Genomic DNA, 23,848 nt, shown 5'->3' with positions numbered 1-23,848 from the left:
TCACGGATCGGGCACCCGGCTTGACGTGTCCGAGGCCTGGGGCAGACTTGGCGCGTTACCGCGTCACCGCGGGACAACGGGATCGAACACCGGCACCATCGCGCCGGCGTCACGGCGTCGGCGCGTCAGCGCCGCCCATGTGCCGACGCGCCGAGGGGGAAGCACAGTCATGAGCCAGGACGGCGCACGGGGCCGCTATGCGGGCGGTTCGGTCGCGGGCGGCCGGTACCAGCTTCGCGACCTGCTCGGCGAAGGCGGCATGGCGTCCGTCTACCTCGCCTACGACTCGGCGCTCGACCGCCAGGTCGCCATCAAGACCCTCCATACGGAACTGGCGCGCGAGCAGTCGTTCCGCGAGCGGTTCCGCCGCGAGGCGCAGGCGGTCGCCAAGCTGTCGCACCCGAACATCGTGTCGGTCTTCGACACCGGCGAGGACACGCTCTTCGAGAACGGCGCCGCCGGGGGCACCGGCGCGATGATGCCGTACATCGTCATGGAGTACGTGGAGGGGCAGCCGCTCGGCTCGCTCCTCCAGGCGGACATCGCGCGGCACGGCGCGATGCCGGCCGACCGGGCGCTCGGCGTGACGGCGGACGTGCTGGCCGCGCTGGAGGCCAGCCACGAGATGGGGCTGGTCCACCGGGACATCAAGCCCGGCAACGTGATGATCAACCGGCGTGACGTGGTCAAGGTGATGGACTTCGGCATCGCGCGCGCCATGCAGTCGGGTGTCACGTCGATGACGCAGACCGGCATGGTCGTCGGCACCCCGCAGTACCTCTCCCCCGAACAGGCGCTCGGGCGCGGCGTCGATGCGCGCTCCGACCTCTACTCGGTCGGCGTCATGCTCTTCCAGCTGCTGACGGGCCGTCTGCCGTTCGACGCGGACTCGGCGCTGGCGATCGCGTACGCGCATGTGCAGGAGGAGGCCGTCGCGCCGTCCTCGATCAACCGGTCCCTGTCGCCCGCGATGGACGCGCTGGTCGCGCGGGCGCTGAAGAAGAACCCGAACGAGCGTTTCCCGAGCGCCGCCGCGATGAGCGCCGAGTGCCGGCGGGTGCTGCCGGCCGGGCCGACGGGCGCGCCGGTGATCATCCAGGGCGCGGCGCCCCACAGCGGCGCGGGAGTCAGCTCGGCGGTCTTTCCGCCGGTCGACCAGTCCGCGCAGGCGCCGGGGCCGTACGGCGTGCAGACGCCGTACCAGCCGCCGGCGCATCAGACACAGCCTCAGCAGCCCCAGCCCCCTCAGCACCCGGGCGCGTACGGGCCGCCGTCCCCGGCGCCTCATGTGGCCGGGCCCGGCTACGGGTACCCGCAGGCCGCCGCGTACCAGAACCCGGGGCAGCACACCCCGCCGCCGTACGGGATCTCTCCGCAGCAGGCCGGGGGAGGCACGGGCGGCACCGGCGGCACCGGCGGCAAGCGGAACGTGCCGGTCATCGTGGGCGCGATCGTCATCTCGCTGCTGGCGATCGGCGGGCTGATCACGGCCCTGTCGATGGGTGGCGACAACCAGGGCGGCGGCAACGAGGCAGGACCGACCGCCAGCGGCGGCCCGGCGGTGGACGGCTACCGGGCGCCGGACCGCAGCCGGACCATCGACGAGGACAAGTGCACGGATCCGCAGGAGGATCCGTCGGACCCGAGCAAGATCTCCGTGCCGGACTTCCGGTACAAGGACATCCTCTCCGTGAAGAAGTGCCTGAACGCGGCCCACTGGAAGTACGAGCAGCCGACGACGGTCCAGAACGGCCAGTACGCCAAGGAGACGGTGATCGAGCAGTACCCGACGCAGGGCACGGGCGTCGATCCGAGCACGGTGACGTTCACGCTGAGGCTCGCTTCGGGGTCGGCGCAGTAGCGCGGTCCCGGGCGTAGTGCTGCGCCCGGTCCCGCGCATACTCCCGCGCCTGGTCCTGCGCCCGGTCCCCCGCCCGGTCCCGCGCCCGGTCCTGCACGTAGTCCTTACGGGGGAGGCTGCTCGCCCGGGATGCCGGAGTTGTCACTCCATGTGACGCTGGGTCCGTGATGCCCAGGCTCCGCACCCACTGCGCTCTCGCGGTCGCGACCTTGCTGCTGGCCGCGCCGCTCGCGCGGGCCGAGGAATCCGCCTCCCCGTCCGCCGGCCCCTCGGTCTCCCCCGACCCGACGGTGTCCCTGGCGGGGCGGGAGGCCGGGGAGGGGCATTCCCGGCCCGGCAGGCCGACGGGGCCCGAGGTCTCACGGCCGGGGGACATCCCGGAGAACCTGCCGGAGGACCTGCCGGAGGGCAGCGCGGTCCCGGATTCCACCGCCCCGCCGGACAGCCCGGCCCCCGCGTCCCCCTCCCTCACCCCGTCCCCCTCGCCCACCGGGCCCTCCCGTACGTCCCGCCCCCGGCCCTCCGCGTCCCCGTCGGCCCCCTCCGGGCGCCCGCGCCGCGGGGAGACGTCTCCGCGCCCGTCGGAGCCCCGGAAGACGGACGGTTCCGACGGCGCCGCCGAGAAGCCGCGGGACTCGGCGGCCCCGTCCGGCGGAGCGGTGTCCCCGCCGCCCGCCGCGGCCCGCGAACCCGGCGCGAGGGCGTTCCCGGAGCCCGTCGCCGAGCCGGTGGCGATCCTGACCCTGGGGACCGGCATCACGCTGATCGGCCTCGGTCTCGGCTTTCTCGGCCTGCGGCTCCGCCGCCGCTGATCCGGTTCCCGCGACTCCGTCCCAGGTCTGTCCCTGCGCTGTCACCGGCCGTATCCCTCTCACGACTGACGCGTGAGGTCCCTCTCAGGTCGCTTGCGGCCGACGACCTACCGGGTATACATACTGAGTATGTCGATTCGCCACGGGCTTCTCGCCCTCCTGGAACGCGGCCCGCGCTACGGCTCCCAGCTCCGTACGGAGTTCGAGTCCCGTACGGGATCCACCTGGCCGCTCAACGTGGGCCAGGTCTATACGACCCTGAACCGCCTGGAGCGGGACGGCATGGTCACCCAGGACGGCGAGGACGAGGCGGGCCACGCGCTCTACGTGATCACGGAACCGGGCCGCAGCGAGCTGCGGTCGTGGTTCCGCAGGCCCGTCGACCGCACCAGCCCGCCCCGGGACGAGCTGGCCATCAAGCTCGCCATGGCGGTGGGCGCCCCGGGCGTCGACATCCGGGAAGTCATCCAGTCCCAGCGCCACCACACCATCCAGGCGATGCAGGACTACACCCGCCTCAAGGCCCAGAGCCTGGACAGCACTCCGGCCGACCGGGACGAGGTGGCGTGGCTGCTCGTCCTGGACCAGCTCATCTTCCAGACCGAGGCCGAGGCCAGGTGGCTCGACCACTGCGAGGTACGGCTGATCCGGCTGGCGATGCTCCAGGAGAAGGCGGTCGACCCCGTCCCGGAGGCGCCCGCCGCCCCGGCGGAGGTCTCCGCGGCGCCCGCCGCGCCGACGCCCCCGGAACCGACCGCGACCGCCCCCACCCGCCGGGGCCGCCGCCGCTGACCGCACCTCACCTCACCCGTTCCGGGCGCACCGCCGCCCGTCCCGTCGTCTTCAGCTCACCATTCGTACGCGCGCACACGACCGCGTACGCACCGAGGGGGATCCACCCATGCCCAAAACACCCCATGCACCGCAGCAGCCGGTGCTGCGGCTCCAGGAACTGACCCGCGTCCACGGCAGCGGAGCCACCGAGGTGCACGCGCTGCGCGGCATCAACCTCGACGTGTTCCCCGGCGAACTCGTCGCCGTCATGGGCCCGTCGGGCTCCGGGAAGTCCACGCTGCTCACCATCGCGGGCGGCCTCGACCACCCCACCTCGGGGCGCGTCGTGGTCGAGGGAACGGACATCACCACCGTCGACCGCAAGCGGCTCGCGGCCCTGCGGCGCCGCAGCATCGGCTACGTCTTCCAGGACTACAACCTGATCCCCGCCCTCACCGCGGCGGAGAACATCGCGCTCCCCCGCGAGCTGGACGGCACCTCCGCCCGCAAGGCACGGGTCGAAGCCCTCGCCGCGCTGGACGAGATGGGCCTCGACCAGCTCGCCGACCGCTTCCCCGACGAGATGTCCGGCGGGCAGCAGCAGCGGGTGGCCATCGCCCGCGCCCTCGTCGGCGACCGCAGACTCGTGCTCGCCGACGAGCCCACCGGCGCCCTGGACTCCGAGACCGGGGAATCCGTACTCGCCCTGCTGCGCAGCCGCTGCGACGCGGGCGCCGCCGGCGTCCTGGTCACCCACGAGCCGCGCTTCGCGGCCTGGGCGGACCGGGTCGTCTTCCTGCGGGACGGCTCCGTCGTCGACCAGACCATCCGCAGCGAGGCGGACTCCCTGCTCACCGGTCAGGCGGCCGACCTGTGATCACCTGGTTCCACTCCTGGCGCGCCGCCCTGCGCATCGCCCGCCGCGACGCCTGGCGCTTCAAGGGCCGCAGCTTCCTCGTCCTCGCGATGATCGCGCTCCCCATCCTCGGGGTCAGCGCCGTGGATCTGACCGTACGGAGCGCCGAGCTCTCCCCGCAGGAGACCCTGACGCGCGAACTCGGTCACGCGGACGCCCGGCTCACCGATCCGGGGCTCGGCGGGATACCCCTCCTCCAAGGGCCCAAGGGCACGGACTACTCCCCCGTGAAGGACTACGGCGACGGACGGTGGCCGGACGGTGGCACCGACCTCAGGAAGGCACTTCCGGCCGGTGCCACCACGCTGACGGACTCGGCCGGCAGCGCGAAACTCCGTACGACTCATGGGTTGCTCCAGGCCCAGGTCCGTGAGCTGAAGGCCACCGACCGGGCGGCCGAGGGGATCCTGCGCCTGGACCACGGCCGCTTCCCGGCCCGGGCCGACGAGGTCGCCGCGACCACCCAGTTCCTGGAGACCAGCGGACTGCGGGTCGGATCGAAGCTCACCGCACGCGGGCTCGACACGTCCTACAAGATCGTCGGTGCCTACGAACTGCCCGGCGAACTGAACACCGCCCAGATCAACGCACTCCCCGGCACGCTGCTCGCGCCGCTGAACCAGGCCCTCCAGGACCAGGGGCTGGACAGCTCGGCCCCGGACACCACCCAACTGGTCTCCGTTCCGGGTGGTTTCACGTGGAACATGGTCCAGCAGGCCAACACCAAGGGCGTGGTGGTCGTCTCGCGCGCCGTGATCCTCTCGCCGCCCGCCGACGCCGACGTGCCGCTCTACCAGAGGTCCGAATGGACCGGATACCGGGAAAACGCGGCGACCGATCCGGCCGCACTCGCCGCGGCAGGCACGGTGGTCGGCCTCGCCATGCTGGAGATCTGCCTGCTGGCCGGTCCCGCCTTCGCCGTCGGCGCCCGCCGCTCGCGCCGCCAACTGGGCCTCGTCGGGGCCAACGGCGGTGACCGGCGCCACATCCGGGCCATCGTCCTCGGCGGCGGTCTGGTCATCGGGGCCGTCGCGGCGGTGGTCGGCACCGTCCTCGGCGTCGCCCTCACCTTCGCCCTGCGACCGGTCCTGGAGAGCTATCTGGGCCAGCGCTTCGGCAGCTTCGACGTACGGCCGCTCGAACTGCTCGGGATCGCGGCACTCGCCGTGCTCACCGGTCTGCTCGCCGCCATCGTCCCGGCCGTGACCGCGTCCCGCCAGACGGTCCTGGCGTCCCTCACCGGCCGGCGCGGCATCCGCCGGAGCAACCGGGTGCTGCCGGCGGTGGGCCTGGTCGCGATCGCGATCGGCGCGGCGATCGCGCTGTACGGGTGGACCGTGTCGGACAGCTATGTGATCGTCGCGGGCGGCAGCGCCCTCGCCGAGCTGGGGGTGGTCGCGATGACCCCGGCCCTGGTGGGACTGTTCGGCAGGGTGGGCCGCTGGCTGCCGCTCTCGCCCCGGCTGGCGCTGCGGGACGCCGTACGCAACCGGGGTCGTACGGCTCCGGCCGTCGCCGCCGTCCTGGCGGCGGTCGCGGGGACCGTGGCGGTGGCCACGTACACCGCGAGCAGCGACGCCCAGAACCGGGACGCGTACGTCGCCGACCTGCCGTACGGCGCGGTCTCGCTCGCCATCAGCGACGACGGCGGCCGGGACGTGCCGGCCGCCCGCGCCGCCGTACAGCGGGAGCTGCCCGTCGCGGTGTCCGCGAAGATCGACGGCCTCGTCGTCGGTCCCCCGCGCTGCGCGTCCGACACGACGGGCAAGGGCTGCGGGACCGCCGAGGTGGTCGTACCGGACGCGAACCAGTGCCCGCTGTGGAAGGAGGAGAACGCGAACAAGGAGTTCACCGCCGCCGAGCGCCTGAAACTGCGCGCCGACTCCCGCTGCAAGGACGGGACCGTCTACCCCGCCTCGGGTGACGTGGTGGTCGGGGACGCCGCGCTCCTCCAGGTGTTCGGGATCAAGGACCCCGGGGCCGAAAAGGCGCTGGCGGCGGGCGAGATCCTGTCGTTCGACGCGCGCAACGTCGACACCGAGGGAAAGATCGGGATTCGGCTGGTTCCCGATACCCGCGCGGCCGACAAGGCCAGGGAGCAGGACAAGGAACTGCCGGCCGACGTCAAGAAGTTCACGGCGCACGAGGTTCCGGGCAAGCCCAACGCGTACGGCATCAAAATGATCATCCCGGCCGGCGCGGCCAAGGCGGCGGGCTTCGGGGTCGTCCCGCTCGGCGGGTACTACTCGACCACCGAGATGCCGAGCGGCGCACAGGAGCAGCGGCTCACCTCCGATCTCGACGCCTTCGGCGCCAACGCCTACCTGGACATCGAGAAGGGCTACGTCGGCGAGAACAACATCGTGCTCCTCGCCCTGGGCGTCTTCGCCGGGCTGGTGACCATCGGTGCCGCCGGGATCGCCACCGGTCTCGCGCAGGCCGACGCCGAGGCCGACCTCAAGACGCTCGCCGCGGTCGGCGCGCCGTCCCGGGTCCGCAGGACGCTCAGCGGATTCCAGTGCGGGCTGGTGGCGGGGATGGGCGTCCTGCTCGGTACCGCCGCGGGGCTGCTCCCCGCCGTCGCGCTCCGGCTGACCGAGCGGCGGGACGGGGAGAACCGCTACCGGCAGGCCCTCACCGACGGGCTGACCGACGCCGTGGTGCCGCACGTCCCGATCGTCGTCCCGTGGGGGACGCTGGCCGCCCTGCTGATCGCGGTCCCGGTGGGCGCGGCCCTGCTGGCGGCCGTGGTCACCCGCTCCCACGGAACACTGGGCCGCCGCGCGGCCACGTAGGCCGGGTGCGAGACAATGAATACATGGAAATGTCGAGGAACGAACGGTCGCAGGAGAGCCCTCATGTCCTGGTGGTGGGACAGGACGGGACGGCGCTCGGCGGCGGTGGAACCGACGACGAGCCCCGTGAGATCCCGGTGACGGAAATGGTCGAACAGCCCGCGAAGGTCATGCGCATCGGCAGCATGATCAAGCAGCTGCTCGAAGAGGTCCGCGCGGCCCCTCTGGACGAGGCGAGCCGGGTACGGCTCAAGGAGATCCACGCCAGCTCCGTCAAGGAGCTGGAGGACGGGCTCGCACCCGAGCTCGTCGAGGAGCTGGAGCGGCTCTCCCTCCCCTTCACCGACGAGGCCATCCCCTCCGAGGCGGAGCTGCGCATCGCGCAGGCCCAGTTGGTGGGGTGGCTGGAGGGCCTCTTCCACGGGATCCAGACGGCGCTGTTCGCCCAGCAGATGGCGGCCAGGGCCCAGCTCGAACAGATGCGCCGCGCCCTCCCGCCGGGCTCGGTGCAGGAGGACGACGAGGAACAGGGCCACGGCGCGATCCGCTCGGGTCCCTACCTCTAGGACCTCTGGGGCACGCGCAGGGCCCGGCACCCTCAGAAGGGTGCCGGGCCCCAGCGCCAGGTCAGGCCGCCCTCCGCCAGGTCAGGCCGTCGGCGCGATCAGCAGGATCTTGCCCACGTGGGTGCTGGACTCCAGCACGCGGTGTGCCTCCGCCGCCTCCGCCATCGGGAGCGTCCGGTCCACGATCGGACGGACGCGCCCCTCGGCGACGAGCGGCCAGACGTGTTCCCGTACGGCGGCGACGATGGCCGCCTTCTCCGCCCGGGGGCGGGCCCGCAGCGAGGTCGCCGTGATGGTGCCGCGCTTGCTCAGCAGCGCACCGATGTTCAGCTCGGCCTTCACCCCGCCCTGCATCCCGATCACCGCGAGCCGGCCGTTCACGGCCAGCGCCTTCACGTTCTGGGCGAGGTATTTCGCGCCGACGATGTCGAGAATGACGTCCGCGCCCGCTCCGTCCGTCGCCTTCCGTATCTCCGCCACGAAGTCCTGCTCGCGGTAGTCGATCAGGATGTCCGCGCCCAGCTCCTTGCAGCGCGCCAGCTTCTCCGGGCCGCCCGCCGTCACCGCGACCCGGGCGCCGAGCGCCTTGGCGACCTGGATCCCCATCGTGCCGATCCCGCTGCCGCCGCCGTGCAGCAGCAGCGTCTCACCGGCGGTGAGCCGGCCGAGCATGAAGACGTTCGACCAGACCGTGCAGGCCACCTCGGGAAGCGCGGCGGCCTCCGCCAGGGTCACCCCCGTGGGTACGGGCAGCAGTTGGCCCGCAGGGACGACGACCTTCTCGGCGTATCCCCCGCCGGCCAGCAGGGCGCACACCTCGTCCCCGACGGCCCACCCGGTGACGCCGGGGCCGAGCGCCGCCACACGGCCCGCGCACTCCAGGCCGGGGTAGGTCGAGGATCCTGGCGGCGGGTCGTAGTGGCCCTGCCGTTGCAGTACATCGGCGCGGTTGACCGCGCTCGCCACGACGTCGACGAGCACTTCGCCCTCGCCGGGGACGGGATCGGGGACTTCGGCCCACACGAGCGCCTCGGGGCCACCGGGTTCCGGAATCGTGATCGCATGCATGGCCGTGAGGCTACTCCCCGCCCCCTGGGCGGGTGTTCGTCCGCGACGGTCAGGTCCCGGCCTCCGGATCCGTCGGGTTCTGGGCGCGCACGATGGTGATCAGCCGGTCGGTCAGCTGGAGCGGGCTCGCGGACGGATCGTCGTAACCGATCAGCCGGTGCCCGCGCAACACGCTCACCACCAGGTCCTCCGTCTCCCGTACGCTCCGCCCCACCTCCGCCTTTATGACGGGCCGTTCGATGAGGTCCAGACCGCTGCCCTGCTGGATCAGGTCCTCCATCACCGTGCCGGCCATCGGGCTGAGCACGGACATCCCGAGGAGCCGGCCGGCCGCGCTGGCGCTGGTGATCACCGCGTCGGCGCCGGACTGGCGCAGCAGCGGCGCGTTCTCCTCCTCCCGGACGGCGGCGACGATCTTCGCCGACCGGTTGAGCTGACGCGCGGTCAGCGTGACCAGCACCGCCGTGTCGTCCCGCTGGGTGGCGATGACGATCTGACGGGCCTTCTGGACCTCGGCGCGCAACAGCACTTCGCTGCGGGTCGCGTCGCCGAGGACTCCGACGAACCCCTGGGCGTTGGCGGCCTCGATCACCTTCGCCGACGGGTCGACGATGACGATCTGGTCCTTCCTGAGACCCGTGGCGCACAGGGTCTGTATCGCCGACCGCCCCTTGGTGCCGTATCCGACGATGACCGTGTGCTCGCGCAAGTGGGACCTCCAGCGGTTCTGCCGCCATTCCTCACGGGTGCGTTCCGTGAGGACCTCAAGAGTGGTGCCGACCAGGATGATGAGGAACAGCACGCGCAGGGGGGTCACGAGCAGCACATTGACCAGCCGTGCGCTGTCGCTGTACGGGACGATGTCGCCGTAACCGGTCGTGGAGAGCGTGACGGTCGCGTAGTAGACGGCGTCGAGGAAGTCGACCGAGTCGTCCGAGTTGTCGTGGTAGCCCTTGTTGTCGATCCAGACGATGAAGACCGTCACGAACAACACCACCAGGGCCATCACCAGCCGGCGGGTCACCTGGCGGAGCGGTCGCTGGACCTGCTGACGCGGCAGTGCCACGCGGGCAGTGACCAGATGCTCGTCGGCGTTCCTGGCTATGGCGTCATGGCCGGGAAGTTTCACGTGAAACACCCGCCGTCGGTCGAAGCGGTCCAGGGCAGGTCGAGGATGTCGACGTCGTCACCGGGCCGGGCGCCGCCCGGCGGGACGACCGCCAGCCCGTCGGCGGCGGCGATGCCCCGCAGCATGGCCGGACCGTTGAAGTGCAGCGGCACGACCGCGTCGTCGCGGTGGACCACCGGGACGAGGCGGGTGTCGTACGGGTGGCCCTGCACGTCTTCGCGCAGCGGCGCTCGGTACGGCGGGGGCGCCGGGCGGCCGGCGAGTGCGCGAAGCAGGGGTTCGGCGAGCGTCAGCAGTCCGGAGACGGCGGCGAGGGGGTTGCCGGGCAGCCCCACGAGATGCCGTCCCGAGGGCAGCCGGGCCAGGACCATGGGGTGGCCGGGACGTACGGCGACCCCGTCGACCAGCAACTCGGCGCCAGCGGCCCGGAGCACGGGGTGGACATGGTCGACCGGGCCGCCGGCCGTACCGCCCGTCGTGATCACGAGGTCGGCCTTGGACTCGGTCACCGCGCGGTACAGGTCGTCCTCGTCGTCACCGATCCGGCGGGTGGCGATCACCTCGACGCCGAGCGTGCGCAGCCAGGGCGCGAGCATCGGCCCCAGGGCGTCCCGGATGAACCCGTCGCGGGGGAGGCCTTCGATCAGCAACTCGTCGCCGAGCACCAGCACGTCGACGGCGGGCCGGGGGACGGTCAGCAGCTCGTCGTAACCGGCGGCGGCGGCCAGGCCCAGCACGGCGGGTGTCACCAGCGCCCCGGCGGGGAGCAACGGCTCGCCCGAGCGGCACTCCTGCCCCCGCGACCTGATGTCCTGGCCGGGGATGACGGGGCGCTCGGCGTGGAGATGGCCGGTGGTGTCGGTACGGGCGTGCTCGCTGCGGATCACGGCGGTCGCCTCGGGCGGTACCCGCGCGCCGGTGGCGATCCGTACGGCGGTGCCGTCGGGAAGCGGTACGGACGCGCCGTGTCCGGCGAGGATCCCGGACCGCTCGGCGGCGTCGCCCCGTACGGGCGCGCCCTCCGGGGTCCTGACGGCCCAGGGGCCGGGACCCGCGACCGCCCAGCCGTCCATGGCGGAGGTGTCGAACGACGGGAGGTCGGTGAGTGCGACGAGCGCCTCGGCGAGCACCTCGCCCAGGGCGTGTTCGAGGCGCACGCGGCGGGCCCGCGCGGCCGGGGCGGCCCGCCCCGAAGCCCCGGCGAGGGCGCGCGCGTCGGCCCACTCCGTACCGTGCCGCCGGCCGCCCCCGGCCGCACCGCCGTCGGCCACCCCGCTTTCGCCGGGCGGCTGGGGGTGCGGTACGCACCCGTCCTGCGGGTCGTGCGGGTGGTGCGCGCGCGGCGTCGGGTGCGAGCGGGCCTGCCCCCTCGCCACCAGGGCCAGGGCCTCCTCGACGCCCTCGACCTCGCGGTCCTGGGCGGTCATCCGGCGTCGGCCCCCTTGGCGCCTCCGGCGTCTCCGGCGGGACCGTCGGTCCCGGCCGCCTCGTCCGCCCAGCGCAGGGCGAGCGCCACCGCCTTGCGGGTCGCCGCCTCGACCGCTTCGGGGCCGTCGCCGCCGGCCCGGCCGGCCGCGTACCCGACCAGGAAGGTCGTCAGCGGGGCGGCGGGCCGGGCGACGCCGTGCGCGGCGTCACGGGCGAGGTCCAGAAGGAGAGGGATGTCGACGTCCAGCTCGATGCCGAGTTCGTCCTTGACTGCGGTGATCCATTCGTCCAGCACGGTCCCATGCTCTCTGATACGGGCCCGGGCCGTGGAGATGTCTTCCCAGGTGTCGCAGTCGAACGAGGCGAAGGGATCGGCATCGACGCGGGCGAGGTCGAGTTCGTGCGACAGCAGACGCAGGGGCAGACCGGTGAGGTTCCCGTGCTCGGTGGCCAGCAGGGCCAGTTCACGGCGCAGCGGCTCGGCGCGATAGGCGGCGACCAGAGGCTGGTCCCGCCCGTCGGCGTCGATGAGCAGCGCCGCCTCCCGGCCGCTGGTGTCCAGCGCCTCGATCAGCCGGTCGACCGTCGGGGCGCCGAGGAACGGCAGGTCGGCGGAGAGGACGAGCACGGTGTCCGCCTCGACGCGCCGCACCCCCGCGTCGAGCGCGGCGAGCGGCCCGCCGCCCGGCGGGTCCTCCCGCGCCCAGCGCACGGGTCTGACCGTCGGGCGCCGGCCGCCCACGACGACGGTGCTGCCGGCCCCTTCACAGGCCGCCAGGACCCGGTCGAGCAGGGCACGGCCACCGACACGCACGGCGGGCTTGTCGATCCCGCCGAGGCGCTTGGCGGCGCCTCCGGCGAGCACGATGGCGTCATACGCGGTCATGACAGAAGTATGACGGTCCACGATCCGCGATCGGCCGTTCGGAGCACAAGACCCCCGTCCGGGGCCCGGACTTCTTTCACAGGGTCCGCAGGAGCACCGCCGGGTTCTCGACGCAGTCCGCCACATAACGGAGGAAGCCGCCCGCCGTGCCGCCGTCGCACACCCGGTGGTCGAAGGTGAGGGACAGCTGGACGACCTGCCGGACGGCCAGCTCGCCCCGGTGCACCCAGGGCTTGGGGATGATCCGGCCGACCCCGAGCATCGCCGCCTCCGGGTGATTGATGATCGGCGTCGAGCCGTCGACCCCGAACACCCCGTAGTTGTTGAGCGTGAACGTCCCGCCGGTCAGGTCGCCCGGTGTCAGCGTCCCGGACCGGCCCGCCTCCGTCAGCCGGGCGAACTCGGCGCTCAGGGATTCCGCGCTACGGCCGTGCGCGTCCCGTACGACGGGGACGACCAGCCCGCGCTCGGTCTGGGCGGCGAAGCCCAGATGCACGTCGGGCAGCCGCACGATCTCCCTGGCGGCCAGGTCCACCGTGGAGTTCAGCTCCGGGTGACGGGCGAGGCCCGCGACACAGATCCGGGCGAGCAGCGCGAGGAGCGAGATCTTCGGGCCGCCGGCCGCGTTCATCGCCGTACGGGCCGCCATCAGCTCCGTCGCGTCCGCGTCCACCCAGCAGGTGGCGTCCGGGATCTCGTGGCGGCTGCGGGACAGCTTGTCCGCGACCGCGCCCCGTACGCCCCGCAGCGGCACCCGGACGGCGTCCGGCACGGCTCCGGTCGATCCCACCGCGTCCGTGGACGCGGTGGCGTTGGCCGGGGACGCCGTCTCCGTGGCCGCCCGGCGGATGGCCTGTTCGACGTCGGAGCGCAGGATCAGACCCTCGCGCCCCGAACCCGTCAGCGTCCGCAGATCGAGGCCGTTCTCCCGCGCGAGCCTGCGGACGAGCGGCGACACGACCGCGACAGGACCGGCGGGACCGGCTGACCCGTTCACGTGCCCCCCGACGGCCGCCGGCGCGGGCACGGACGCCACGGCCGGTGCGACAGGGACGGAAGGGACCGCCGGGGACGCCTGGCGGACCCGGCGCCTGCGCGCGGCGGGCGCGCCCGTGCCGTACCCGACCAGCACATTGCCCGACCCCTCGTCGGCGGCCGGCGCGTCCGGAGCAGCGGCCTGCTCCGGGCCCTGCCCCCCGTCGGCGGCGGGCTCGGACGCACCCACCGCGACGGTCAGCAGCGGAGCCCCGACGGGCAGCTCCGTGCCCTCCTCGCCGTAGCGGGCGGTGACCACACCTCCGTACGGGCAGGGCACCTCGACCATCGCCTTGGCCGTCTCGACCTCCACGACGGGCTGGTCTATGGCGACCACGTCGCCCACCTCCACCAGCCAGTGGACGATCTCCGCCTCGGTCAGTCCTTCCCCGAGGTCCGGCAGCCTGAATTCGAGCACCTGGGCCATCAGCTCTCCGTCTCCCACTGGAGCCGCGCGACCGCGTCCAGCACCCGGTCCACGCCGGGAAGATGGTGCTTCTCCAGCATGGGCGGCGGATACGGGATGTCGAATCCCGCGACCCGCAGCACCGGCGCCTCCAGGTGGTGGAAGCACCGTTCGGTGACCCGGGCGGCGATCTCCCCGCCGGGTCCTCCGAAGCCGGTGGACTCGTGGACCACCACCGCCCGGCCCGTACGCCGTACGGAAGCGGCCACCGTCTCGTCGTCGAACGGCACCAGCGAGCGCAGGTCGACGACCTCCAGGTCCCAGCCCTCGGCGCGGGCCGCCTCGGCCGCCTCCAGACAGACCGGCACGGAGGGCCCGTACGTGATGAGCGTGGCGCTCGTGCCCCGGCGCCGCACCACCGCGCGTCCGATCGGCTCCACCGCGGCCGGCTCGTCCGGCGACCACTGCGCCTTCGACCAGTACAGCCGCTTCGGCTCCAGGAAGACCACCGGGTCGTCGGAGGCGATCGCGGCCCGCAGCATGCCGTACGCGTCGTCCACCGTCGCCGGTGTGACGACGTGGAGCCCGGCGGTCGCCATGTAGTACGCCTCGGAGGAGTCGCTGTGGTGCTCGACCCCGCCGATCCCGCCGCCGTACGGTACCCGCACGGTGATCGGCAGCGGCATCGCCCCGCGTGTGCGGTTGCGCATCTTCGCCACATGGCTGATGAGCTGCTCGAACGACGGATAGGCGAAGGCGTCGAACTGCATCTCGACCACGGGCCGCAGCCCGTACATCGCCATGCCGACGGCCGTCCCCAGGATGCCCGCCTCGGCGAGCGGGGTGTCCGTACAGCGGTCGTCGCCGAACTCGGCCGCCAGGCCGTCGGTGATCCGGAAGACCCCGCCCAGCGTGCCGACGTCCTCTCCCAGGACGTGGACGGACGGGTCCTCGGCCATCGCGTCCCGCAGCGCGCGCTGGAGGGCCGACGCCATGGTGGCGGGCTTCACCGCGGTGGTGGTCATCGCCGCTCACCCGCCGCTTCCCCGGCGTTCCGGCCGTCTCCGGAGGGCGCCGGATCCGCCGACGCCTCCAGCTCGGCCCGGAGCAGCGCCGCCTGCTCCGCCAACTGGGTGGTCTGCTCGGCGTAGACATGCGTGAACAGGTCCATGGGGTCGAGCGCCGGCTCGGCGTTCATCCGCTCCCGCAGCCGCGCGGCCATCACCTCGGCGCCCTCGGCGGCCTTCCTGATGCCGTCCTCGTCCAGGACCCCGCGCTCCAGCAGCTCGCGCTCCATCAGCTTCACGGGGTCGTGCGCGCGCCACGCCTGGACCTCGCCGTCCTCGCGGTAGCGCGTCGCGTCGTCGGCGTTCGTGTGGGCCTCCACGCGGTACGTCACGGCCTCGACCAGGGTCGGCCCGTCGCCGCGCCTGGCCCGGTCCATGGCCTCCGCGAGGACGGTGTGCACCGCGATCGCGTCGTTCCCGTCGACCAGGCGGCCCGGCATCCCGTATCCGACGGCCTTGTGGGCCAGGGAGGGCGCCGCGCTCTGCTTGGCGAGCGGTACGGAGATCGCGAAGCCGTTGTTCTGCACCAGGAAGACGACCGGAGCCCGCCACACGGCCGCGAAGTTCAGCGCCTCGTGGAAGTCGCCCTCGCTGGTCCCGCCGTCGCCCACCAGGGCGAGCGCGACCACGTCGTCGCCCTTGAGGCGGGCGGCGTGCGCCAGGCCCACCGCGTGCGGCAGCTGGGTGGCCAGGGGCGTGGAGAGGGGCGCGACGCGGTGCTCGTGCGGGTCGTACCCGGTGTGCCAGTCGCCGCGCAGCAGCGTCAGGGCCTGTACGGGGTCGAGCCCGCGGGCCACGGCCGCGAGGGTGTCGCGGTAGCTGGGAAAGAGCCAGTCCCGGTCTTCCAGGACCAGCGCGGCGGCGACCTCGCAGGCCTCCTGGCCGGTGCTGGACGGGTAGACCGCGAGCCTGCCCTGCTTGGTCAGGGCCGTGGCCTGCGTGTTGTACCGGCGGCCACGGACCAGCTCGGTGTAGAGCCGCAGCAGCAGCGCGGGGTCGGCGCCGGCCGCGGCGGGCGTGCCGAGCACGCGGAACGGCTCGGGGTCCGGGAGCAGGGGGGCCGGGTCGGTACGCGGCTGCCACGCCGGGGGCGGGGTGGCCCGGCGGACGGCGGCACCCGGCAGTTCCTGAACCGAAGTACTGCTCTTCTTCACGCGTGCACCTCCTCGTGGGAAACGAACCAGGGGTGCCGGGATGTGGCACGCCTCACCTACCGATTGTTCGGTCGTGGCGGCAATTTGGCTACACACGCCCTCAGCCTGTGGACAAACGGTGCCGAGCGGCCTGGGATGGACACAGGTCGTCCATGGGGGAGAGGCGGGGAGACATGGGAGCTGAACAAATGGCCGACGGCACGGACCGCGCGTCCGGCGCGGAGGGTGGCGAGGGCGCGGTACCGGCCCCGTCGCCGACCCCACCACCGGCCTTTCCGCCGACCGCCCCACCAGCCACTCTGCCGCCGCGTCCTCTGGACGCGATAGACCGCGACATCCTGCGCATCCTGCGCGCGGACGGCCGGGCCTCCGTACGGTCCGTGGCCGAGCGGGTCCACGTCTCGCGCGCCAACGCCTACGCGCGGATCAACCGGCTGATCGACGACGGCGTGATCCGCGGGTTCAGCGCCCGGGTGAACGAGGAGCGGGCAGGGCAGGGCGCCTCCGCCTACATCACCCTCAAGATCGTGCAGAACTCGTGGCGCGCGGTGCGCGAGCAGCTCCAGGGGCTGCCGGGCGCCACCCACATCGCGCTGGTCAGCGGTGATTTCGATGTCCTGCTGCTGGTCCACACGGCGGACAACAGGACCCTGCGCGAGCTGGTCCTCACCCGGCTCCAGGCGATCCCCGAGGTGCTCTCGACCCGCACCCTGCTGGTCTTCGAGGAGACGGACCTGGACCAGGGCACCCCGGGGTCCCAGGGCCCGCCCCCGCGCGCGCCTCTTTAGGAGGCGGCCGGCTCAGGGTCCCCGGCCCCCTACTTCGTACGCGCGCTGCGCAGCCCGTCGAAGGCCAGCCGTACCACCGCGTCCGCGACCTGTTCACGGTCGTACCCGCCGGCCGGCTGCGGGCGGTACCACTCCACCAGCGAGTTGATCGTGCCGAAGAGCAGCCGGGTGGCCAGCCGGGTGTCCATGTCGGCCCGCAGGTCCCCGTCCGCCGCCGCGTCCTTGAGCAGATCGGCCACCCGCTGGTCGAACTCCCTGCGCCGCTCCATCGCCCAGCGCTCGGTCTGCGTGTTGCCGCGCACGCGCAGCAGCAGCGTCACGTACGGCAGCTCGGCCATCAGCACCTCGACCGTACGGCGGACGACGTATTCGACCCGTTCGACCGCCCGGCCCCGCGTCGCCCCGTCCTCGTCGAGGATCCCGAAGAGGCCGTCGAGCGCCCGGCTGACCGCGAGCCGCAGAAGCTCCTCCTTGCCCACCACGTGGTGGTATATGGAGGACTTGGAGATCCCGGCCGCCTTGGAGAGATGCTCCATGGACGTGCCGTCGTACCCCCGCTCGTTGAAGACCCGCACGGCGACGGTCAGCAGGGTCTCGGGCGTGTACGTGTCCCGCTTGGGCGTGGTCATGACGCGTCGTCCTCCAGCGCGGCGGCCAGGCGGCGGAGCGCCTGGGAAGGGGCGTAACGGCCCGTGGGGTACTCGTCGTGCAGGAGTTCCAGCGCGGTCAGCACCCAGCGCGCGCCCAGGTCCGCGCCCCACTCGATGGGCCCGCGCGGGTAGTTGACGCCGAGGCGCATCGCGGTGTCGACGGCCTCCCCGGTCGCCACGCCGCGCGCCCGCGCGTCGAGCGCGAAGTCGACGAGCATCGCGACCGTACGGCTCACGATCATGCCGGGGACGTCGGCGATGACGCTCACGTCCTTGCCCAGCGCCTGGAACAGGCCGACGGCCTGCGCGAGGGACGCCTCGTCCACCCGGGACGCGGGAGCGAGCGCGATCCGTGTCGCGGTGCGGTAGTCCAGCGCGAGATCGAAGTGGATCACGGGCATCTCCGCGTTGTCGGCCGCCGAGCCGTCGGACAGGAACAGGCGCGTCCCGCCGGGGAGTTCGATCCAGCCGGGGTAGTCCGGTTCCGCGTCGTCCTTCCGTACGACTCCGATGCCCGCCTCCGCGATCAGCTCGGGCAGGACGCTCGCCGAGAAGAGGTCGCCGTGCACGGAGACGGACGCGGGCGCCTGTTCCGGCGCGGCGGTGTGCGGCTCGGCCCGGCCCCCGGTGTCCTCTCCGTACGGGAACCAGCCCCGCCCGGACTTGCGGCCCAGCCGTCCCGACTCCACCAGCCGGCGCTGCGCCAGCGACGGTGTGAACTTCTGATCGTAGGAGAAGGCCTCCCAGACGGACCGGGTGACGGACTCGTTGACGTCCTGGCCGATCAGGTCGGTCAGCGCGAAGGGGCCCATCCGGAAGCCGCCGCTCTCCCGCAGGACCGCGTCGATGGTGGCGGCGTCGGCGGCCCCCTCCTCGTACACGCGCAGTGCCTCGGCGTAGAAGGGGCGCGCGATCCGGTTCACGATGAAGCCGGGGGTGTCCTCGCTGCGCACCGGCGTCTTGCCCCAGGCCAGGACAGTGTCGTACGCGTCCTGAGCGACCTCCGGGTCCGTGGCGAAGCCGCCGACGACCTCCACGAGGGGCAGGAGGGGCGCCGGGTTGAAGAAGTGCAGTCCCACGCAGCGCCCGGGGCGGCGCAGACCGCCCGCGACGGCGGTGACGGAGAGGGAGGAGGTGTTGGTGGCGAGGACGCAGTCGTCCGCGACGGTGTCCTCCAGGGCCGCGAACAGCGCCCGCTTGACGGTGAGGTCCTCCAGGACGGCCTCCACCACGAGCGCGGCGTCCGCCAGCTCCGAGAGGTGCGTGGCCGGATGGAGCCGCGCCCGGGCCGCGTCCCGCTCCGCCGGGCCGAGCCCGCCCTTCTCCACCAGCCGGTCGAGACGGGCGAGGAGCGCGGCGGCGGCCTGCTCCGCCCGGCCCGGCACCGCGTCGTGGAGCCGTACGGAGTGGCCGGCCACCAGCGCCACCTGGGCGATTCCCTGGCCCATGGTGCCGGTGCCGACGACCGCGACCACACGGCCCGTCTCGATTGCTGTCATGAACGCAATCCTCCCGCATAAGTTGTCCACAGATGAGCGGGCGCCGGACGCAGGGTTTTCCACAGGTTCGCCCGGCCCACTTGTCCCGACCGATCGTTCGGTTACTCTAGCTCTGACTGTTCGCTCATGCCCCTGTTCCCGCCCAGCTCGACGAGGAGTTGGTCCTTCATGGCCGCCCGTCTCAGCCCCCAGCAGCTCTCCGAGAAGCACCGGCCCACGCTCGACCAGGCCCTCGACACGATCCGCACCCGCGCCTACTGGTCGCCGCACCCCGAGCACCCCAAGGCGTACGGCGAGAGCGCGCCCGCCGACGGCCTCGCCGCCTTCCAGGCCCTGCGCGGCACGCGCTTCGAGCTGGACCAGCCCGGCACGGACGACTGGACGGGCGACGAGGTCTCGCCCTACGGCCCGGCGCTGGAGGTCACCTACCCGCACGCCGACCTGGACGTGCTGCTCCCGGCCATGCGCGCGGGCGCCGCCGCCTGGCGGGACGCGGGGCCCGGGACGCGCGCCCTGGTCTGCGTGGAGATCCTGGCGCGGATCAGCGCCCGGACGCACGAGTTCGCGCACGCGGTGATGCACACCAGCGGGCAGGCCTTCATGATGGCGTTCCAGGCGGGCGGGCCGCACGCCCAGGACCGCGGCCTCGAAGCGGTGGCGTACGCGTTCGCGGAGCAGACCCGCACCCCGTCGGTGGCGGACTGGTCCAAGCCGCAGGGCAAGCGCGACCCCCTGGAGCTGACGAAGTCCTTCACTGCCGTCCCGCGCGGCATCGCGCTGCTGGTCGGCTGCAACACGTTCCCCACGTGGAACGGGTATCCGGGCCTGTTCGCCTCCCTGGCCACCGGCAACGCCGTCCTCGTCAAGCCGCACCCCCGCGCGGTCCTGCCGCTCGCCCTGACGGTGAAGGTCGCCCGCGAGGTGCTCGCGGAGACCGGCTTCGACCCGAATCTGGTCGCACTGGCCGTGGAGCGTCCGGGTGAGGGCATCGCCAAGACGCTGGCCGTCCGCCCCGAGATCAGGATCATCGACTACACCGGGTCCACCGCGTTCGGCGACTGGCTGGAGACCCACGCCCGCCAGGCGCAGGTCTACACGGAGAAGGCCGGGGTCAACACCGTCCTCGTCGACTCCACCGACAACTACCGCGGCATGCTCGCGAACCTCGCCTTCTCCCTGTCGCTGTACAGCGGCCAGATGTGCACCACGCCGCAGAACCTGCTCATCCCCAAGGACGGCATCACGACCGACGTCGGCGAGAAGTCGTACGACGAGGTGGTCGCCGACCTCGCCGCCGCGGTGGACGGCCTGCTGGGCGACGACACGCGGGCCAACGCCCTGCTCGGCGCCCTGGTGAACGACGGGGTGAAGGACCGGCTGGCGACGGCCGGCACGCTCGGCGAGGTCGCGCTCGCCTCCCGCGAGGTCCCGCACCCGGACTTCCCGGACGCCGTGGTGCGTACGCCCGCGATCGTCCGGGCGGACGGCTCGCGCAAGGCGTGGGACAAGGCCTGGGAGGACGGCATCGAGGCGGAGGTGCCGTATCTGTCCGAGTGCTTCGGCCCGGTCTCGTTCGCGGTCGCCGTGGACTCGACGGAGGACGCCCTGGAGCTGCTGCGGCGGACCGTGCGCGAGCGGGGCGCGATGACCGTCGGCGCGTACACGACCTCCGGGGCCACCGAGCGCGCCGTCGAGGAGGTCTGCCTGGAGGAGTCCGCGCAGCTCTCGCTGAACCTCACCGGCGGGGTGTACGTGAACCAGACGGCGGCGTTCTCCGACTTCCACGGCTCCGGCGGCAACCCGGCGGCGAACGCCGCCCTGTGCGACGCGGCCTTCGTGGCCAACCGCTTCCGCGTGGTGGAGGTCCGGCGCCAGGCCTGAGGCCTCAGGGAGTGTCCGCCCGGCCGGCTCTCCGGGGCCGGGCGGCCGGCCTCAGGAGGCGGGCGGCGCCGGGACGTCCGCGTAGCGCTGGATCCACGCGTGCATGGCGATCGCCGCCGCCGCGCCCGCGTTGATCGAGCGCGTCGAGCCGAACTGCGCGATCGAGCACACCATCGCGGCGTGCTTCCTGGCCTCCTCGGTCAGCCCGGGGCCCTCCTGGCCGAAGAGCAGGACGCAGCGGCGCGGCAGCTCGGTCCGCTCCAGCGGGACGGCCCCCGGCAGGTTGTCGATCCCGATGATCGGCAGGCCCTCGGCCGCCGCCCAGGCGGTCAGCTCGGCGGTGCCGGGGTGGTGGCGCACGTGCTGGTAGCGGTCGGTGACCATCGCCCCGCGCCGGTTCCAGCGCCGCCGCCCCACGATGTGGATCTCCCGCGCGAGGAAGGCGTTGGCGGTACGGACCACGGACCCGATGTTGAAGTCGTGACCCCAGTTCTCCACGGCCACATGGAAGTCGTGCCGCCGGGTGTCGAGATCGGCGACGATCGCCTCGTGCGTCCAGTAGCGGTAGCCGTCGACCACGTTGCGGCGGTCGCCGCCGGCCAGCAGCTCGGGGTCGTACCGCTCACCCCGCGGCCAGGGCTCCGGATGGGGCCCGACGCCGATCTCCTTGCCGAACCCGTCGTCGTACTGAACGGGGGCTTCGTCCCCGACCCGTGCTTCGCTGCTCACCCCACGAGAGTACGGGGCTCCGCCTCCCGCTCGCCCCGCTGCCCGGGAAGGGCCGTGGTCCGGCGGAACAGCCGGCGCCACCGCCCCGACACCCGGTCCCCGAGCCACCACAGGAAGGCCGTCGGAAGGAACACGGCGTCGGCGGCGATCATCGCCAGGGAGAAGAACGGCAGCCCGAGCAGCACCGCGATGCCCGCGTGCTCCAGGATCATCGCGACCAGCAGGACGTTCTTGACGCGGCGGTTGAAGAGCGTGAACGGGAAGGCCACCTGGACCACCACCGTGCCGTACGTCACCAGCATCACCACGACCCCGCTGGCGGCGAGGACACCCGAGAGCGCGGGCCAGGGTGTGAAGTAGTCCAGCTTGAGCGGGAAGTACAGCGCGGTGCCGTCCTGCCAGCGCGAACCCTGGATCTTGTACCAGCCGGCGGTGGCGTAGACAAAACAGACCTCGGCCATGATGACCATCAGTCCGGCGTTGTGGAGAAGGTTCGCGAGGACGTCGAGCAGCGCGCGCGGCTGCCCGCCGGGCGCGTAGCGGCCCGTCACCCACCACAGCCCCTGTGCGGCCCACGCGCCCCAGAACAGGACCGCCAGCCAGGTCTCGATCCGGAACCGGTCCGCCGTCAGCGTCCCGACGAGGAGCAACGCGCCCATGACGACCCACAGGACGGGCCCCACCCGGTCCCGTACGGCGCCTGCCCTCTCCTTCCCGTCAGCGGCCTCCCCGTCAGCGGCCTCGGCCTCGCGGGCGGCCCGCGCCGCGCGCCGGGCGTCCAGCGACCAGACCTGGCCGCAGCGGGTCACCACGAGATAGATCGCCATCAGGTGGATGACGTTGTCGCCGCCGTCGCCCATGAAGATGCTGCGGTTCTGGAGCGACAGCACGCCGAACATGAACAGCACCGACATCGTGCGGGTGCGCCAGCCGACCATCAGCAGCGCGGCCGACAGGACGGCCACGGCGAAGACGATCTCGAACCAGACCACGCTGTCCGACCACATCAGCCCGCTGAACGCGCCGTTCCTGGCGATCAGTTGCTGGGCCATGGTCCAGCTCCACGGCCCGTCGGGCCCGTACAGCTCCCGGCGGTTGGGCAGTTCACGCAGCAGGAAGAGCAGCCAGGTGCCGGCGAACCCGATCCGGACGACCGCGCTCTGGTACGGCCCGAGAGCCGTACCCGTGACGCGCCGGACGGCGTACGCGTACCGCTGCCCGGCCCGCCGCCCTACCTGCTGGCCGACCTGCTGCCCGCTCACCCGCTCGCCTCCGTACGACCGTTCCGTACGCCCCCGGGAAGGTCCGCGGAGGTCACGGCCCACCAGGGGCCGACCCGGTAGGTGGGCCGCATGTCGAACTTCTGCTTGCTCCACACGGGCGCGTCCACGGTGGTCGAGACGGACCTGAGCTGGATCCGCCGCACAGGACCGCCCAGCCGGTGGTCCTCCAGCCGCAGCATCACTATCCGGCGCAGGTACTGCTCGGACAGCCGGCCGCGCAGACCCTGCGGACGGTTGTCCGAGTCGTGGGAGCCGGTGAAGAAGTCCCAGCCCCGGCGCAGCTCGTTCTGGTCGATGTGGCTCGGGAAGGGATTGCCCCGTATCGCCGCGCCGTCCTCGGCGGAGAGGTCGACCCAGTCGGTGGTCGTCCGCGTGCCGTCCGGCGCCCGCACCTCGGCGCGCACCTGCACGTCGATGTTCTGCTGGAGGGGATTGGGCGCGAAGAGCTTCCAGTTCTGCTCGAACTCGGGATAGATCCAGTTGTCGACGGCCGCGCCGTGCTCCTTGGTGAGCGTGTTGGACGGGGCGACGTGCAGGAAGACCATGGCGAGGTGGACGCAGGCCAGTATCCCGACGATCGCCAGGGCGAGCGCGGCCACCACCTGGTACGGAAGGGAGAGGCCGGCTATGCCCGCGCCGGGCGTCGGCCCGGCCTTCACACCCTCACGGTCGTACGAATCCATCCCACCTCGATCACCGGCCGGGAGCGGTCCCGGATCAGTCCCCCATTACTCCACGGTCAGAGAACAAACGCCGGGGCGCCGTTGTCACTGACCATCGGACGCCCCGCGCCGTCCCACGCGAGCATGCCGCCGTCCACGTTCACCGCGTCGACGCCCTGCTGCACCAGATACTGGGTGACCTGCGCGGAGCGGCCACCGACCCGGCACATCACATACGCCTTCCGCCCGTCGGCCACGGCCTCGGTCACCTCACCGAACCGGCCGACAAAATCGCTCATCGGAACGTGCAGCGCGCCCTCGACATGACCGGCCGCCCATTCGTCGGCCTCCCGGACGTCCAGCACAAAACCGTCGGACGGAACCGCCGCGACGTCCACGGAGGGCAGCGGGGCGAAGTTCATGGGTGTCGCCTTCTCTCGTACCTGTCTGATCTACCTG

The 23,848-nt window shown here is 72.7% G+C and carries 21 protein-coding genes; 8 read left to right on the top strand and 13 right to left on the bottom strand.

What is annotated here, in order from left to right; all coding sequences use genetic code 11:
• The first annotated feature begins 169 nt into the window (after positions 1-169).
• The 6 genes from ACIO1C_RS05270 (at position 170) to ACIO1C_RS05245 (ending at position 7,724) form a co-directional block, all read left to right on the top strand.
• Positions 170-1,861: a protein kinase gene (locus tag ACIO1C_RS05270; protein WP_401858820.1), complete on the top strand. Its 1,692-nt coding sequence runs from the start codon at positions 170-172 to the stop codon at positions 1,859-1,861.
• Between the two features lie 164 nt (positions 1,862-2,025).
• Positions 2,026-2,673, top strand: coding sequence for a hypothetical protein (locus tag ACIO1C_RS05265; RefSeq protein ID WP_401858818.1), 648 nt, complete (start codon positions 2,026-2,028; stop codon positions 2,671-2,673).
• 129 nt (positions 2,674-2,802) lie between these two features.
• Complete coding sequence (locus ACIO1C_RS05260) at positions 2,803-3,465, top strand: PadR family transcriptional regulator (RefSeq protein WP_401858816.1); 663 nt, start codon at positions 2,803-2,805, stop codon at positions 3,463-3,465.
• Positions 3,466-3,574: 109 nt separating this feature from the next.
• A complete protein-coding gene (locus tag ACIO1C_RS05255; RefSeq protein WP_401858814.1) occupies positions 3,575-4,324 on the top strand; it encodes an ABC transporter ATP-binding protein in 750 nt (249 codons plus the stop codon).
• Positions 4,321-7,158 (top strand): ABC transporter permease, encoded by a 2,838-nt coding sequence (locus ACIO1C_RS05250; RefSeq protein WP_401858812.1) that lies wholly within the window; start codon positions 4,321-4,323, stop codon positions 7,156-7,158. Before ACIO1C_RS05255 ends, ACIO1C_RS05250 begins: the two co-directional genes overlap by 4 nt.
• Positions 7,159-7,181: 23 nt before the next feature.
• Positions 7,182-7,724, top strand: coding sequence for a bacterial proteasome activator family protein (locus ACIO1C_RS05245; protein WP_167030254.1), 543 nt, complete (start codon positions 7,182-7,184; stop codon positions 7,722-7,724).
• An 81-nt stretch (positions 7,725-7,805) separates the two neighbouring features.
• On the opposite strand, the gene ACIO1C_RS05240 is transcribed toward ACIO1C_RS05245, so the two are convergent.
• The 7 genes from ACIO1C_RS05240 to pdhA all read right to left on the bottom strand — a co-directional run bounded on the left by ACIO1C_RS05240 (position 7,806) and on the right by pdhA (position 15,897).
• Positions 7,806-8,792: an NAD(P)H-quinone oxidoreductase gene (locus tag ACIO1C_RS05240; RefSeq protein WP_401858810.1), complete on the bottom strand. Its 987-nt coding sequence runs from the start codon at positions 8,790-8,792 to the stop codon at positions 7,806-7,808.
• A 49-nt stretch (positions 8,793-8,841) separates the two neighbouring features.
• Positions 8,842-9,921 (bottom strand): potassium channel family protein, encoded by a 1,080-nt coding sequence (locus ACIO1C_RS05235; protein ID WP_401858808.1) that lies wholly within the window; start codon positions 9,919-9,921, stop codon positions 8,842-8,844.
• Entirely contained in the window at positions 9,918-11,348 is a 1,431-nt protein-coding gene (locus tag ACIO1C_RS05230) for a molybdopterin molybdotransferase MoeA (RefSeq protein ID WP_401858807.1), read from the bottom strand. The genes ACIO1C_RS05235 and ACIO1C_RS05230 overlap by 4 nt, the downstream gene beginning before the upstream one ends.
• A complete protein-coding gene (locus ACIO1C_RS05225; RefSeq protein ID WP_401858805.1) occupies positions 11,345-12,235 on the bottom strand; it encodes an NTP transferase domain-containing protein in 891 nt (296 codons plus the stop codon). The genes ACIO1C_RS05230 and ACIO1C_RS05225 overlap by 4 nt, the downstream gene beginning before the upstream one ends.
• Before the next feature lie 76 nt (positions 12,236-12,311).
• Entirely contained in the window at positions 12,312-13,697 is a 1,386-nt protein-coding gene (locus ACIO1C_RS05220; RefSeq protein ID WP_401858804.1) for a dihydrolipoamide acetyltransferase family protein, read from the bottom strand.
• A complete protein-coding gene (locus tag ACIO1C_RS05215; protein WP_401858803.1) occupies positions 13,697-14,701 on the bottom strand; it encodes an alpha-ketoacid dehydrogenase subunit beta in 1,005 nt (334 codons plus the stop codon). The genes ACIO1C_RS05220 and ACIO1C_RS05215 overlap by 1 nt, the downstream gene beginning before the upstream one ends.
• Positions 14,698-15,897 (bottom strand): pyruvate dehydrogenase (acetyl-transferring) E1 component subunit alpha, encoded by a 1,200-nt coding sequence (gene pdhA, locus ACIO1C_RS05210; protein WP_401858801.1) that lies wholly within the window; start codon positions 15,895-15,897, stop codon positions 14,698-14,700. Before pdhA ends, ACIO1C_RS05215 begins: the two co-directional genes overlap by 4 nt.
• Before the next feature lie 173 nt (positions 15,898-16,070).
• On the opposite strand from pdhA, the gene ACIO1C_RS05205 reads away from it, so the two are divergent.
• Positions 16,071-16,685 (top strand): Lrp/AsnC family transcriptional regulator, encoded by a 615-nt coding sequence (locus tag ACIO1C_RS05205; RefSeq protein ID WP_401858799.1) that lies wholly within the window; start codon positions 16,071-16,073, stop codon positions 16,683-16,685.
• Between the two features lie 29 nt (positions 16,686-16,714).
• Here ACIO1C_RS05205 and ACIO1C_RS05200 read toward each other — a convergent pair whose 3' ends face one another.
• Together ACIO1C_RS05200 and ACIO1C_RS05195 are read right to left on the bottom strand one after the other, a co-directional pair.
• Positions 16,715-17,314, bottom strand: coding sequence for a TetR/AcrR family transcriptional regulator (locus ACIO1C_RS05200; RefSeq protein WP_401858797.1), 600 nt, complete (start codon positions 17,312-17,314; stop codon positions 16,715-16,717).
• Complete coding sequence (locus ACIO1C_RS05195) at positions 17,311-18,834, bottom strand: 3-hydroxyacyl-CoA dehydrogenase (RefSeq protein ID WP_401858795.1); 1,524 nt, start codon at positions 18,832-18,834, stop codon at positions 17,311-17,313. Before ACIO1C_RS05195 ends, ACIO1C_RS05200 begins: the two co-directional genes overlap by 4 nt.
• 168 nt (positions 18,835-19,002) lie before the next feature.
• Between ACIO1C_RS05195 and paaN the strand changes: the two genes are divergently transcribed.
• Positions 19,003-20,715: a phenylacetic acid degradation protein PaaN gene (gene paaN, locus ACIO1C_RS05190; RefSeq protein ID WP_401858793.1), complete on the top strand. Its 1,713-nt coding sequence runs from the start codon at positions 19,003-19,005 to the stop codon at positions 20,713-20,715.
• A 51-nt stretch (positions 20,716-20,766) separates the two neighbouring features.
• Here paaN and ACIO1C_RS05185 read toward each other — a convergent pair whose 3' ends face one another.
• Genes ACIO1C_RS05185 through ACIO1C_RS05170 form a run of 4 tightly spaced genes read right to left on the bottom strand, consistent with a single transcriptional unit; the run spans position 20,767 to position 23,811 of the window.
• Positions 20,767-21,444: a TrmH family RNA methyltransferase gene (locus tag ACIO1C_RS05185; RefSeq protein ID WP_401858792.1), complete on the bottom strand. Its 678-nt coding sequence runs from the start codon at positions 21,442-21,444 to the stop codon at positions 20,767-20,769.
• Complete coding sequence (locus tag ACIO1C_RS05180; protein WP_401858790.1) at positions 21,441-22,706, bottom strand: HTTM domain-containing protein; 1,266 nt, start codon at positions 22,704-22,706, stop codon at positions 21,441-21,443. The genes ACIO1C_RS05185 and ACIO1C_RS05180 overlap by 4 nt, the downstream gene beginning before the upstream one ends.
• Entirely contained in the window at positions 22,703-23,410 is a 708-nt protein-coding gene (locus ACIO1C_RS05175) for a DUF5819 family protein (RefSeq protein ID WP_401858788.1), read from the bottom strand. The genes ACIO1C_RS05180 and ACIO1C_RS05175 overlap by 4 nt, the downstream gene beginning before the upstream one ends.
• Before the next feature lie 56 nt (positions 23,411-23,466).
• On the bottom strand, positions 23,467-23,811 hold the full coding sequence (locus ACIO1C_RS05170; protein WP_401858787.1) for a rhodanese-like domain-containing protein: 345 nt from the start codon (positions 23,809-23,811) through the stop codon (positions 23,467-23,469).
• Between the last annotated feature and the right edge of the window lie 37 nt (positions 23,812-23,848).

The sequence above is a fragment of the Streptomyces sp. NPDC087420 genome, from assembly GCF_044744165.1.
Classification (GTDB): domain Bacteria; phylum Actinomycetota; class Actinomycetes; order Streptomycetales; family Streptomycetaceae; genus Streptomyces.
Note: the sequence above shows the minus strand (reverse complement) of the source record. Positions and strands in the feature narration are given on the sequence as shown.